The sequence below is a fragment of the Fibrella aestuarina BUZ 2 genome, from assembly GCF_000331105.1.
Taxonomy (GTDB): Bacteria; Bacteroidota; Bacteroidia; order Cytophagales; family Spirosomataceae; genus Fibrella; species Fibrella aestuarina.
In genome coordinates this window covers 1,029,861-1,043,159 of sequence record NC_020054.1, presented here as the reverse complement: position 1 = coordinate 1,043,159, position 13,299 = coordinate 1,029,861, and the positions used below count along the sequence as shown (strand labels likewise).

Here is a 13,299-nt window from a genome sequence, read left to right as displayed (position 1 = left end):
CATTTGCTGGAGCGGCTTTTTTATTGGCAAGAGCCACGTACCCAGCCACGGGAAACGTACCTGTATACACACGTAGTTTTACCCCGCCTGATGCTGGGCAAAGTACCTTCTTTCAAATCGTCTAGCGATTGTATAGCTACTGCAATTCCAGCTTTTCAAACGCCTTTTCGGCGGCCGACTGCTCGGCTTTTTTCTTGCTGTAGCCGCTGCCCGTTGCGAAGGGCTCATCATTGACCAGCAGTTGTGCGATAAACTCGCGGTACTGGCTGGACCCGTTTTCGGAAATAATTTCAAAGCGGAGTTCTTTGCCTTCGCGCTGCGCCCATTCGATAAGGCGGCTTTTGAAATTAGTATTGTTGCTGATGATCGAATCCAGATCGTAATGCGATAGCAGATTCTTCAGGATAAACCGGCGGGTGAAATTGAAGCCTTTATCGAGATAAACAGCTCCAACGAGCGCCTCCAGCGCATCACCATACATGGAGGTTCGGGCCGGCATGAGTCGACCGCGCTGTCCATCGTATTCGATCAGGTGATCGAGGCCAATTTTGCGGGATATGCCGTTCAGGCTTTCGCGGTTTACAATCCGCGACCGGATTTCGGTGAGAAACCCTTCATCTTTGAAGGGGTATTTTTTAAAGAGATACTCGGCAATGACCATGCCCAATACCGCATCGCCAAGGTATTCGAGCCGTTCGTTAGACTCTCGAAAACCTTTGATTTTCGTTTCCTTTGCCGCCGACGTATGCCGCACGGCCAACTGGTAAACGTCCAGGTTCGATGGTTGATCGCCGATTATGTGCGCGATCGCCTGCCGGAGCTGACGTCGTTGCAGTCTGCTGGGCGAAGGGCTAAACCAGGCGAAAAAAGGCTGCTTAAAGAAACGGGGCAACGCGAGCTGCACAAAAGAAGCGTCAGGGGTGTTCAGAATAAAGCAGGCTGTCGAGCGAGTGCCGGTAACGGCTAAGAATAGAAGGGCGAACAGTCATCGCGACGCGCCATAAACGAGAGTAAGCTGGCAGACGAAAGCTCCGTTGGGCAATCCGGCGGGAGGTGCGCCTGCCAGCTACGAGTAACCCGTGCTTAGTTAGACGCGTTGCTTTCGAGGTATTTAATCGCCTGACCAACCGTAGTGATCGTTTCGGCCTGATCGTCGGGGATTTGTACGTTAAATTCCTTTTCAAATTCCATAATCAGTTCGACCGTGTCGAGCGAATCGGCACCAAGGTCGTTGGTAAAGCTCGCTTCGGGCGTAACTTCCGAAGGGTCAACGCCTAATTTGTCAACGATGATTTGCTTTACTTTGTCAGCAGTCTGAGACATTTTGGTAGTCTTTGTTTTGGTAAAAAACTGTGCAAAGAAAACACTTTGCCAACGGATTGCCAAACAATTTTTAACCCAGCGGGTCGTTTATTACATTCATTTATTAGCCGATAACTCACTAATAATAAGTCTATTATCGCCTATCTGTCCACTCTAACCGCTCACAGACGGTCTGCACTCTACTCAGTTAATAGTGTAAACCGAAAACCAGGAGCGCACTCAGAACCCGTACCTTTGCCGCATAGGTCAATCCATCGTTACCATGCAGCTACCCAAACTCAAACATACCGACTCCAGCCTGACGAGGCCCGACCGTTTTTTCCTGATGGCGGGCCCCTGTGCCATTGAAGGCCGCGACATGGCGCTGCAAATTGCCGAGCGCATCGTAACCATCACCAACCGCCTCCAGATTCCGTATATCTTCAAAGGATCGTACCGCAAAGCCAACCGCACCAAACTCAACTCGTTTACCGGCATCGGCGATGAACTGGCGCTGTCGATTCTGGCCGAAGTAGGGCGCACCTTCGACATCCCCACGGTAACCGACATCCACGAGTCGCCCGAAGCGGCGATGGCAGCGGAGTATGTCGACGTGTTGCAGATCCCGGCGTTTCTGTGTCGGCAAACCGAATTGATCGAAGCGGCGGCCCAGACCGGCAAGGCCGTCAACGTTAAAAAAGGGCAGTTTCTGTCGGGCGAAAGCATGGGGTTTGCGGTCGAAAAAGTGAAAGCGGCGAACCCCGACGCTACCGTCTTCCTGACCGACCGGGGCAACTCGTTTGGTTATGGCGATCTGGTGGTCGACTACCGCAACCTGCCCGCCATGCAGGCCCACGGCGTACCCGTAGTGATGGACTGCACCCACTCGCTGCAACAACCCAATCAGGCGTCGGGCGTTACGGGCGGCAAACCGGCCCTCATCGCCACGATTGCCAAAGCCGCCATTGCCGTTGGTGCCGACGGCCTCTTCATCGAAACGCACCCCGATCCCGCGTGCGCCAAATCCGACGGGGCCAATATGCTCCCCCTGGATCAATTGGAGGCCCTTCTCGAAAAGCTCATCCGGGTGCGGGAGGCCATTTTGTAATGTACAATGAATGATGAACAATGGCGTTGGCGCTGCGTCAGCAGTTTGTTACTCGACCCGTTGTTCATTGTACATCATTCAGTATACATTCTTCATGAACGCCGCCAGTTTGGCTTCGTCCAGCTGGCCCTGGGTACGTACCCCGCTGCATAGATCGAGACCGAAAGGTTCGACGGCATCGATCGCCTGGCGGACGTTATCGGGGCGAAGGCCACCAGCCAGAAAAATCGGCACGGGTGATTGCTCCCGAATCTGGCGGCTGATGGCCCAATTGTGTACGCGCCCCGTTCCGCCCAGTTCTTTCACGGCCAGATTGGGATTGCCGCTATCAAGCAGCAACGCATCCACGTGCGGCGCAATTTGCAGGGCCTCGTCGCGTGACCGTTCGTCGATCACGTGGATGACCTGCACAAGCCGGATACCGGGCAGCGCCGCGCGGATATCGGCATAGGCCCCGTCGGTGAGGGCATCCACCAGTTGTACGGTATTGGTATTGACTCGCCGCTGATGGGCGATGATCCGGGCAGCGGCGGTCTCGCTTGTCAGCAAAAAGGTAGCGATCGGCGGCGGCACCGCTTTGGCAATGACCGCAATTTCATCGTCAGTGATGACGCCGGGTCCGCTGGGCATGGGGCCAACCAAACCCAGGGCGGCAGCGCCGTAGCGAATAGCCAATTGGGCTTCGGCGGGGGTACTGATGCAACAGATTTTAACGCGTGGAGCAGACATCGTGCAGGATTTTAACGGAAATCTAAACAGAAAGACTGAGTAGTATAGGCTCCAAAGCTGCTACTTATTGGGTAGGTGGGCGAATTACGCGTCCCGCTTAAACTCCCCTTCCCGGTTTAGGGTTGTAGGAACAAACCCCCGTCTGCTTGAACTTTTCGGCGATCGTGCGGGGATTACAAATTGTTTTGGTACTAATTTCGCCCGCTGCTCTATAAACGGGCATACAAACCGTTAACGCTCTCCCACGCACGTATGGCAAGTAATGCTGAATTCATCGTAGATGGCAAGTCGTACAGCTTTCCCACCTTGGAAGGCTCTGAACATGAAAAGGCTGTAGATATTTCCGTTCTCCGCGATCAGACGGGGTACGTTACGCTCGACCGGGGTTACAAAAACACGGGAGCCACCCAAAGTGCCATTACGTTTCTGGATGGAGAAGAGGGAATTTTGCGGTACCGGGGCTACTCAATTGAAGAGCTGGCGGCGAAGGCGTCGTTCCTGGAAGTATCGTATTTGCTGATCTACGGCGAGCTGCCCACACAGGAGCAGTACGACTCGTTTGCCACGGCGATTCGTCGGCACACGCTGGTCAACGAAGACATGCGGAAGATTTTTGACGGCTTCCCGGTGAGTGCTCACCCCATGTGTGTGCTCGGGTCGCTGGTCAACGCGATGGCCGCTTTCTACCCCGATTCGTATGATGGCAGCAACAATACCGACCTGCACATTACGCGGCTGATGGCCAAGTTGCCCACGATCGCTACCTGGTCGTACAAACGCTCACTGGGACACCCGACCAATTACCCCAAAAATGAGCTCGATTATATTCCGAATTTCCTGAATATGATGTTTGCGCTGCCGGTGGAAGACTACAAAGTTGACCCCGTCGTCGCTGAAGCGCTGAACGTGCTGCTGATTCTGCACGCCGACCACGAACAGAACTGCTCGACCAGCACGGTTCGGCTCGTGGGTTCGTCGCAGGCCAACATTTATTCGTCGATCGCAGCGGGCATCAATGCCCTGTGGGGACCGCTGCATGGTGGCGCCAACCAGGAGGTGATCGAGATGCTGGAAGAGATCAAAGCGGGTGGCGGCGACGTGGCGAAGTACATCGACATGGCGAAAAACGCGAAAACGACGGGCTTCCGACTGTTCGGGTTTGGTCACCGTGTGTACAAAAACTTCGACCCGCGCGCCAAGATCATCAAAAAAGCCGCCGACGACGTGCTCAACAAGCTCGGCGTGAACGACCCGGTTCTGGAAATTGCCAAAGGGCTCGAAGAAGCCGCGCTGAACGACCCGTACTTCGTTCAGCGTAAACTCTACCCCAACGTCGACTTCTACTCGGGCATCATCTACCGCGCCCTCGGCATCCCGACGAACATGTTTACCGTGTTGTTTGCTATCGGTCGCCTGCCGGGCTGGATTGCCCAGTGGAAAGAGATGCGCGAGCAGAAAGAGCCCATCGGTCGGCCGCGTCAGATTTACACGGGCGCTACCCTCCGCGAATTCGTAGCCATCGGCGACCGGAAGTAATAGTAAGACCTGATTTTTGTATCCAAGGCCGTTGACCACTCTGGGTCAACGGCCTTTTTTTTTGATAATGCTGAAGCGCCAGCTCCGGTAGTTGATCATTTTTACACAGCTCCAGTTTCGAGCTGGCTAATTGGCGCATAGGCAGATTGGACAGGGTTATTTAGCACGTACCTGACCAATGTGCGCTAATTTCGCGGCCGAAGCTCCAGCTTCGGTATTACTATGAGTCAACTTCCTCAACGAGACAAGGCCGTCATTTGGCATCCATTTACCCAAATGCAGACGGCGCCGTTGCCGGTGCCCATTGTGCGGGGCGAAGGCTCGGTGTTGCATACCGCTGATGGCCGCGCCATTCTTGATATGATTTCGTCGTGGTGGGTAAACCTGCACGGTCATGCCCACCCCCACATCGCCAGTCGTATCAGCGACCAGCTACACACCCTCGAACACGTCATCTTTGCCGGTTTCACCCACGAGCCCGCAGTTCAGTTGGCGGAGCGACTACTGCCCATTCTGCCCGACAACCAACGCCGGGTTTTTTACTCCGACAATGGGTCGACGGCCGTGGAAGTGGCCCTGAAAATGGCTTTCCAGTACTGGCATAATCTCGGGCAGCCCCGCCGCAAAGTCATCGCTTTTGAGGACGCCTACCACGGTGATACCTTCGGCGCGATGGCCGTAGGTGGGCGGTCGACGTTCACTACGCCGTTTGCTCCGTTCCTGTTCGACGTCACGTTTCTGCCTACGCCTATACCAGGCCGCGAAGCGGAGGTGCTCGAACTGGCCAAAGCGGCGTTCACCGACGACGTGGCGGCGTTCATTGTGGAGCCGCTGGTGCAGGGGTCGGGTGGCATGAACATGTATGCACCCGCCGTGCTGGATCAACTCTTTTCGATGGCGCGGGCCAAGGGTGCGCTGCTCATTGCCGACGAAGTGATGACCGGCTTTGGGCGCACGGGTAAGCTGTTTGCCAGCCATTACCTGACCGAAAAGCCCGACCTCATGTGCCTGTCAAAGGGGCTGACGGGCGGCACCATGGCGCTCGGCGTGACGACCTGCACACAAGCCATTTACGACGCCTTCCTCTCGACCGACCGGATGAAGACGCTCTTTCACGGGCACTCGTTCACGGCCAACCCGTTGGCCTGCACGGCGGGCCTAGCCAGCCTCGACCTGCTGCTCACGCCCGACCGCATGGCCGACATTGAGCGCATTGCTGCCCAGCACGCCCTGTTTGCCGACGAACTGCGCAGCACGCCCCGCGTGGAAAACGTGCGGCAGTTGGGTACGTTGCTGGCCTTTGATCTGGTTACGGATGGGCAAACTTCCTACTTCAACACCATCCGCGACGTAGCCTACAATTTTCTGCTTGAGCGCGATGTGCTGATGCGCCCGCTGGGCAATGTGCTGTACCTAATGCCCCCCTACTGCACCACCAATGCCCAACTCGATCAGGCCTATGGCGCCGTGCGGGCACTGCTGGGTACGTTGTAAACAGGTCACCGTCTTCAGTCCGCTGTTGCTGGGCTGTCGCGGCATAACCGAAGACGGTGACCTGATACTTACTTTTGTTCTATGTTTTCCACTCACATACCGGCGGCGGCGGTAGCGTATTGTCGGGCGCTTCAGCAACAGTATCCGTTCCGGTTCCGGGTGTCGCGACCTCGTAAAACGCGGTTGGGCGATTTCCGGGCGCTGCCAGACCGATCTACGCATATCAGCGTCAACGCCGACCTGAACCCGTACGCCTTTCTGATTACGCTGGTCCACGAGATTGCCCATTGTGCCGTTTACCATACCTACAAGCGACCGGGCAAGCCCCACGGACGTACCTGGCAGACGACGTTTCAGAGGCTGATGGCTCCCTTGCTGACCGAACCCGTTTTTCCGGCCGACGTGCTGCTGCCACTACGTACCTACATGGCAAACCCTGCCGCCACCACATCGGCCCAGCCCTTGCTGATGCAGGCGTTACGGCAACATAACCCCACGTCGGCCTCACTTGCCCTGCCGGGATTACCCACCTTGCGCCAACTAGCCGAGGGTCAGGTGTTTCGGTTTGGGAAAAAATCCTACGTTCGGGGTAAGTTACGGCGCACCCGCGTCGTTTGTAAAGACATGCAATCGGGTCGATCCTACGCTATTCTGGCCGATGTCGGCGTGGAAATTGATGGATAGTGCAGACGAGTAAGGCAACACGGAATGAGGAACCTATACAGTTGGTATAAACGGGCAAGAACAGACAGGCAATTCGTGGCCCTGCTGACTGTGTGCTTCCTACAGGCAGCCGTGTCGATTCCGGGGCTGGCGCAGTCGGTGCTGGCAACGGGGAAGTGGTATAAAATTGGGGTGCTGGGCACGGGGGTCTACCAACTCGACTACGCCAAACTAACCCAGCTTGACCCCGCCTTTGCCAACGCCGACCCACGCCTGTTTCGTTTGTATGGCAATGGCGGGGCACCGCTCCCTCAGCCCAACAACGCCCCTCGCCCGGCCGACCTGACAGAGAACGCCATTCAGGTACGTGGCGAAACCGACGGCCGCTTCGACGCGGGCGATGCGTTGCTCTTCTACGCGCAGGGGCCGCGCACCATCAGCCGCGATGCCAGGACCGGCCGGTTCCGGCACCAGTTCAACCCCTATACCGACACCACCTTTTATTTTCTGACGATCGGGACGACCAACGGCAAACGCATCGCCACCCGCCCCGCCGACGTACTCACCAGTGGGCCAATCAGCAGCACCTTTACGGATTATGCCGTCTACGAACGCGACACCACGAAGGTGCCGGGCGTAAACTCGGGCCGCGATTGGCTGGGCGACAGTTATGGGCTCTACCCGCAACAAACGGTTTCGTTCCGGCTGCCAGGACGAGTGGCCAACGTACCCAGCCTCGTGACGCTCTCGGCGGTGGCGGTGTCGCTGCAACCGTCAGCCTTTGGCGTGACGCAGGGAACGCAGTCGGTCGTGAAGGCCTCCTTTCCGGCCATCAGCAGCTACATCTACGCCCCCCGCGGCGCCCCCCAGCTTGTGTCGGGGCAGGCCGTGTTGTCCAATACGGGCGATGACCTGGCGTTTACGCTGACCTACGATGCACTAGGAGCCAGTGGCGCGGCGGCTTACCTCGATTACCTGACCGTACAGACCAGCCGCCTCATTGCCCAATATGAGCAACCGATCTGGGTACGTAGCGGACCAGGACGATACGCGGCCACACAGGCCACCAATGACCTGCTTATTTGGGATGTACAGCAACCGACGAACCCCGTTCAGCAAACCTACGCGCTGGCCAACGGGCAGGCCAGTTGGTCGGTGGCCGATAGCGCTTCGTTTTACCTGTACACGACTCGCAACCTGGGCACGCCCGCTACTATCACCCGGCTGGCGAACCAGAACCTGCGCGCCCAGCCCACGCCCAACCTGCTCATCGTCTCTCCCGATGCGTGGCGTGACCAGGCGGAACGGCTGGCGCAATTTCGGCGCGATAACGACAAGCTGACGGTCCTGGTGGTATCGCCGCAGCAGATCTATAACGAGTTTTCGACCGGGCAGCAAGACCCAACGGCCATCCGCGACTACTGCCGGTTCCTGAGTGGGCGGGCAACGGGGCAGGCCAACACGTTGCGCTACCTGTTGCTGATGGGCGATGCCTCCTACGATTTTCGCAACAAAGCCGGTTTGTTACCGGCCACACAGCAGGCGAACCTGGTGCCGACCTACGAAAGCCGCGAATCGCTCGACCCGGTACGCAGCTTTAGCTCCGACGACTATTTCGGCTTCCTGAAAGACACCGATGGTGACTGGGCTGAGACACCCGCTGGCAATCACCTGCTCGACATTGGCGTGGGGCGACTCGCCGTGAAAACACCCGCCGAAGCCCGCAACGTGGTCGATAAACTCATCCGGTATGCCACCGACAAGCGCCTACTAGGCGACTGGCGCAGCCGACTGACGCTCGTGGCCGACGATGGCGACTACAACATTCACAACCAGGATGCCGACCGGCTGGCGGCGATGGTCGAGGCCTATCACCCCGAATTTCGACCCGAACGGCTGTTTCTGGCGCAATACCCAAAAGACACCACCGGCAAGGACGCCCTCGACCGCCCTATCGAGAAAGCCCCGCAGGTGAATCAGGCCATCGGGCGGGCCATCGACGACGGGCGACTGATTATCAACTACGCCGGGCATGGCGGCACGAACGGCTGGGCGCAGGAACAGATTCTGACGGTGGGTGACATTCTGGCCTGGAGAAACAGCCGTCTCCCGTTGTTCGTCACGGCGACCTGCGCGTTTGGCCGCTACGACAACCCCGTGGAAGTATCGGGGGCCGAACTGGCGCAGCTCGACCGGGCGGGTGGAGCCATTGGCCTGCTCACGACGGCCCGACCGGTCTACGCCAACACCAATTACCTGCTCAACGAAGCCTTTTACCGAGCTATTTTCAAGGCGATCGAAAGCAATGGTCAGGAAGCCGCCGGTACGTTGCCCCGCCTCGGCGACGTAATGCGTGACACCAAAAATAACAGCCTGTCTGACGTCCTCAACCGAAATTTCACCCTGCTCGGCGACCCGTCGATGCGGCTGGTGTATCCCCAAAACAGTGTTGCCTTTACCCGGCTGAATAGTCGGGCGCTCGTAGCAACACGCCCCGACACCATCCGGGCCGGGCAGCGCGTCACGCTCGATGGGGAAATCAGAGCGGCGGGCGGCACAGCGGTGCTCAGTACGTTCAACGGCACGGCCCGAGTGCTTATTTACGACAAAGCAACGCGCCTACGTACCCGTGCCACCCCCGATGCTGACTCATATGCTTACAATGCGTTCCAGAGTCTGTTGTTTGCCGGGCAGGCCACGGTGCAGCAAGGCCGCTTTTCGGTCAGCTTCACGGTGCCCGCTGATGTGGTGCCCAACTTTGGTTTTGGCCGGGTGCAGGCCTATGCTGTGCAGACCGACAGCACAGCCGACGCCGTAGGGGCCTATGCGCAGCTAGTGATGGGCGGCACAGCTACCAGTTCGGGCACCTCCGATACGCGCCCACCCAGCTTGACAATGAGCGTGGTAGGCAGTAACCTCGCCGCCGAGCGCCCAACTGTGGAGGGGCCGGTGGTGCAGGTACGCCTGCAGGTCGCCGACGAAACGGGTGTGAATCTGACCCAGACAACGGCCAACCGAGGCCCCACGCTTCAGCTCGATAGCAACTTACCTTTTCGCATCGCCGACTATTATACGGGGGCGGCTGATGGGCAGCAGGGTCTGTTCCTGATTTCGTTGGGTAATCTGGCGGCAGGTACGTATACGATTCGGGCTCAAGTGTTCGACTTAAGCAATAATTCAGCACAGGCGACGTTGACTTTCGTAGTCTCCGACAAGCCGGGTTTAGCAATTCAGCGGCTGGTTGCGGCGCCAAATCCGGTGCAGGCGCAGAGTAATTGGCTCATGACACACAATCAGGCGGGCCAACCGCTGAGCTGGACATGGCGGCTGATCGACGCCTCAGGCCGGATTGTTACTGAACGGCAGGGTTCTTGTTACGACTGCGCCGAAACCGTACAAATTGGCCGCTACGATGCGCAAACAATGCCCCTTGCCAGAGGAATTTATATACTACAGGTGCAGGCACAGAACCCCGAAACGGGTGAGCAAGCGGCGGCTAGTACCCGGCTTTTAAATCAAAACGACTAACCATTCCCTTACTCTGGGTTAGCAATACCAACTTGTTGTAGAGCGTAAATCCGGTAAACCTACTAATTTTGACCACCGCTATCGGGTCATTTCACGAGGCGGTATTTCGCACTGATTATGAAGCGTATTTTTTCCTGCTTCCTGCTTGGCGCAGGGTTTGTTGCATCGGGTACAGTAGCCACAGCTCAGGCAACGCAGCCAGGGTCCCTCACTAACCTGAATGGTGGTATTAACGTACCCAACTCGGCGGTTCCTTTCCTCAACTTCACCCCCGACGCCCGCTCGGGTGCGCTCGGTGACGCTGGGGTAGCCCTCGACAATCCCGACGCCAACGCCATCTTCTGGAACCCGGCGAAACTGGTCGATGCCAAGTCGGATGCCGGTGCAACCGTATCGTATACCCCCTGGTTACGGGGTATCATCAACGATATGTACTATGGCTATTTCTCGGGCTATAAGAAGGTGGCGAAAGATCAGGTGATCGGTCTGTCGCTGCTGTATTTCGATCTGGGCTCTATCGATTTCACCAACGCGCAGGGCATTTCCACGGGTACGTTCAACTCGCGGGAGTTTGCCTTCACGGCCAACTATTCGCGTCGGCTGTCGCGGACGTTTTCGATGGGTGTCAACCTCAAATACTTAAACTCAAACCTGGGCGCAGGCGCGTCGTTCTCCAACGGCACCCCCTTGCAGGCAGGCTCGACTGCTGCGGCTGATATCAGCGCTTATTACGCCAATTCGAGCATTGACGCCGCATCGGGCCGGGGCATTAGCTGGGCGTATGGTCTGATGATCTCAAACATCGGTGGCAAAGTCAACTATGGCAGTACAGATCAGTACTATATACCCACCAATCTGCGGCTAGGTGGCCGGTTTAGTTATCACGCCGACACCTACAGCAAGTTCAACTTCATTGTCGACTTTAATAAGCTGATGGTACCCACCCCACCGACCTACGCGCTGGTGAACGGATCACGGGTAATTGTAGCTGGTCAAAACCCCAACCGGCCTTACCTCAGCGCGGTGTTTGGCTCGTTTGCCGATGCACCCGGTGGATTCTCGGAAGAATTGAAAGAAATCACCGGCTCGATCGGGGCCGAATATTGGTACAACGATCAGTTTGCAGCTCGGGTTGGTTTCTTCGGTGAATCGGTCCAGAAAGGTGGTCGGCAGTATGCAACGGCGGGGATTGGTGCCCGGCTCTCGAACCTTGGCCTCGACTTCTCGTACCTGATTCCGACGCGGCAGGGTAGCCCGCTGGCCAATACCCTCCGCCTCTCGCTGATCTTCAACTTTAATAAAGGCGACCGCGTTGCTGAAGATGCCGACGAAACGGCAGACGATGCCCGGTAGTTATCTGTCGGTTTGCTGATCCGTCTCCCCACCTGACAGTGGCCCGGACGATCAGCAAACCGGCCCTCTTATAGATCGGCAACCTGTTTTTGACGGGTTGCCTTTTTCGTACAAGCCATCTGGATTACATGACACTCGACCGCACTCTTGCGCCTGATTTCCACCCAGTTCAGGATATTCAATCGGTGGCTGTTGACACCCAACAGCTCGACAACGGCGCGCCGCTGTATGTCGTCACCTTCGATCAGCAGCCCGTTATGCGGCTGGAAGTCAATTTCGACGCCGGTACGTGGTATGAAAACGCATCGGCGGAAGGCCGCCCCGGCGCCTCGTTTTTTGCGTGGAAAATGCTGGCCGAAGGTACCAGACAGCATACATCGGCCCAGATCAGCGATGGCTTCGACCGCTATGGCGCCTTCCTGGAATTGAACAACGGCTTCGACCGGGGTAACCTGATTGTGTACTGCCAGCCCAAACATCTTGGCAGCGTATTACCGCTGGTAGCTGAACTGCTCACCGAAGCTACGTACCCAGAGAAGGAATTTGAGGACCTTCGGACGATTACGCTACAAAACCTGAAGGTCAGTTTCGAGAAAACGGCCCACATCGCCAACGTACGGCTCCGGCAAAAGCTCTACGGCTCCGACCACCCCTATGGCCGCAGCCAGAATCCCGACATGGTTACCGCCCTGACCCGCGACGATGCCGTTGCGTTTTACGACCAGCATATCTGCCAACGGCCATTCCGGGTGCTGATGGCGGGGCAGGTGGGACTTACCGAAATCGCGCTGGTCAATCAAGTACTGGGTCAGTTGCCTATGCAGCCCCTCGCCAGTCCCGCAGCCACGCCAACGGTACAATGGCAGACGGACACCACCGCTGAGCTGATCGACAAAGCCGGTAGCCTGCAATCATCGATTCGGATGGGCCGGATACTCTTCCGCCGCGACCACCCCGACTTCCACAAGATGCTGGTGACCAACGAGGTGCTGGGGGGCTATTTTGGCTCGCGACTGATGAAGAATATCCGGGAAGAAAAAGGCTTCACCTACGGCATTTCATCGAATGTGGGCGCTTTCCGGCACGCGGGCCAGTTTATGATCGGCACCGACGTGAAGCGCGAATTCACCCAGCAAACTATCGATGAGGTCTGGAAAGAGATTCACCGCCTGCAAACCGAACCAGTCCCGACCGACGAACTGACGGTGGTGCAGAACTACATGGCGGGCGAATTTGTCGGCTCGCTCAACACTCCTTTCGAGATTGCCGATCGCTACAAACTGATCCTGCTCGACGGCCTGCCGGTCGATTTTCTGAGTACCTACATCCGCCGCATCCGCGCCGTCACGGCCGCCGATATTCAGGAGATGGCCCAGACTTACTTTACCCCGGAATCGATGATAGAAGTCGTTGTGGGGGGGAAAGTGTGAGGACTGAATACTGTATGATGTACAATGTATAATGGGCTGGCGCAAGCATATACACGCGCCAGCCCATTATACATTGTACATCATACAGTATTCAGTCGGATTGTCCGTTGCCTCTTTTTTCTTCTATAAATTATCCTTTTTGGTGTAGCTTTGTCA

Annotated in this window: 10 protein-coding genes; 7 read left to right on the top strand and 3 right to left on the bottom strand. The window is 57.0% G+C overall.

All coding sequences use genetic code 11. From position 1 onward, the window contains the following. Positions 1-136: 136 nt before the first annotated feature. Positions 137-904 (bottom strand): ribonuclease III, encoded by a 768-nt coding sequence (gene rnc / locus FAES_RS04115; protein ID WP_041257541.1) that lies wholly within the window; start codon positions 902-904, stop codon positions 137-139. 179 nt (positions 905-1,083) lie between these two features. After that, a complete protein-coding gene (locus FAES_RS04110) occupies positions 1,084-1,323 on the bottom strand; it encodes an acyl carrier protein (protein WP_015329936.1) in 240 nt (79 codons plus the stop codon). Between the two features lie 262 nt (positions 1,324-1,585). On the opposite strand from FAES_RS04110, the gene kdsA reads away from it, so the two are divergent. Further along, positions 1,586-2,410: a 3-deoxy-8-phosphooctulonate synthase gene (gene kdsA, locus FAES_RS04105; RefSeq protein WP_015329935.1), complete on the top strand. Its 825-nt coding sequence runs from the start codon at positions 1,586-1,588 to the stop codon at positions 2,408-2,410. A gap of 78 nt (positions 2,411-2,488) precedes the next feature. Here the strand turns inward: kdsA and FAES_RS04100 are convergent, their stop codons facing one another. Beyond that, positions 2,489-3,139 (bottom strand): phosphoribosylanthranilate isomerase, encoded by a 651-nt coding sequence (locus tag FAES_RS04100; protein ID WP_015329934.1) that lies wholly within the window; start codon positions 3,137-3,139, stop codon positions 2,489-2,491. Between the two features lie 252 nt (positions 3,140-3,391). On the opposite strand from FAES_RS04100, the gene FAES_RS04095 reads away from it, so the two are divergent. The 6 genes from FAES_RS04095 to FAES_RS04070 all read left to right on the top strand — a co-directional run bounded on the left by FAES_RS04095 (position 3,392) and on the right by FAES_RS04070 (position 13,143). Then, the gene (locus FAES_RS04095; protein WP_015329933.1) at positions 3,392-4,675 is read left to right on the top strand and encodes a citrate synthase; all 1,284 of its coding nucleotides are present in this window, start codon (positions 3,392-3,394) and stop codon (positions 4,673-4,675) included. Between the two features lie 222 nt (positions 4,676-4,897). After that, positions 4,898-6,169 (top strand): adenosylmethionine--8-amino-7-oxononanoate transaminase, encoded by a 1,272-nt coding sequence (gene bioA, locus FAES_RS04090; RefSeq protein ID WP_015329932.1) that lies wholly within the window; start codon positions 4,898-4,900, stop codon positions 6,167-6,169. Positions 6,170-6,250: 81 nt separating this feature from the next. Continuing rightward, a complete protein-coding gene (locus tag FAES_RS04085; protein WP_015329931.1) occupies positions 6,251-6,853 on the top strand; it encodes a SprT-like domain-containing protein in 603 nt (200 codons plus the stop codon). Between the two features lie 75 nt (positions 6,854-6,928). Then, complete coding sequence (gene porU / locus FAES_RS04080; RefSeq protein WP_051054023.1) at positions 6,929-10,360, top strand: type IX secretion system sortase PorU; 3,432 nt, start codon at positions 6,929-6,931, stop codon at positions 10,358-10,360. A gap of 117 nt (positions 10,361-10,477) precedes the next feature. Beyond that, complete coding sequence (gene porV, locus FAES_RS04075) at positions 10,478-11,713, top strand: type IX secretion system outer membrane channel protein PorV (protein ID WP_015329929.1); 1,236 nt, start codon at positions 10,478-10,480, stop codon at positions 11,711-11,713. Positions 11,714-11,841: 128 nt separating this feature from the next. Further along, entirely contained in the window at positions 11,842-13,143 is a 1,302-nt protein-coding gene (locus FAES_RS04070) for a M16 family metallopeptidase (protein WP_015329928.1), read from the top strand. Positions 13,144-13,299 lie beyond the last annotated feature (156 nt).

What these genes read in the sequence shown, in the direction of transcription:
- FAES_RS04110 (WP_015329936.1), bottom strand. Translation starts at nt 1,323, where the DNA reads ATGTCTCAGACTGCTGACAAAGTAAAGCAAATCATCGTTGACAAATTA.
- kdsA (WP_015329935.1), top strand. Translation starts at nt 1,586, where the DNA reads ATGCAGCTACCCAAACTCAAACATACCGACTCCAGCCTGACGAGGCCC.
- FAES_RS04100 (WP_015329934.1), bottom strand. Translation starts at nt 3,139, where the DNA reads ATGTCTGCTCCACGCGTTAAAATCTGTTGCATCAGTACCCCCGCCGAA.
- FAES_RS04095 (WP_015329933.1), top strand. Translation starts at nt 3,392, where the DNA reads ATGGCAAGTAATGCTGAATTCATCGTAGATGGCAAGTCGTACAGCTTT.
- bioA (WP_015329932.1), top strand. Translation starts at nt 4,898, where the DNA reads ATGAGTCAACTTCCTCAACGAGACAAGGCCGTCATTTGGCATCCATTT.
- FAES_RS04085 (WP_015329931.1), top strand. Translation starts at nt 6,251, where the DNA reads ATGTTTTCCACTCACATACCGGCGGCGGCGGTAGCGTATTGTCGGGCG.
- porV (WP_015329929.1), top strand. Translation starts at nt 10,478, where the DNA reads ATGAAGCGTATTTTTTCCTGCTTCCTGCTTGGCGCAGGGTTTGTTGCA.
- FAES_RS04070 (WP_015329928.1), top strand. Translation starts at nt 11,842, where the DNA reads ATGACACTCGACCGCACTCTTGCGCCTGATTTCCACCCAGTTCAGGAT.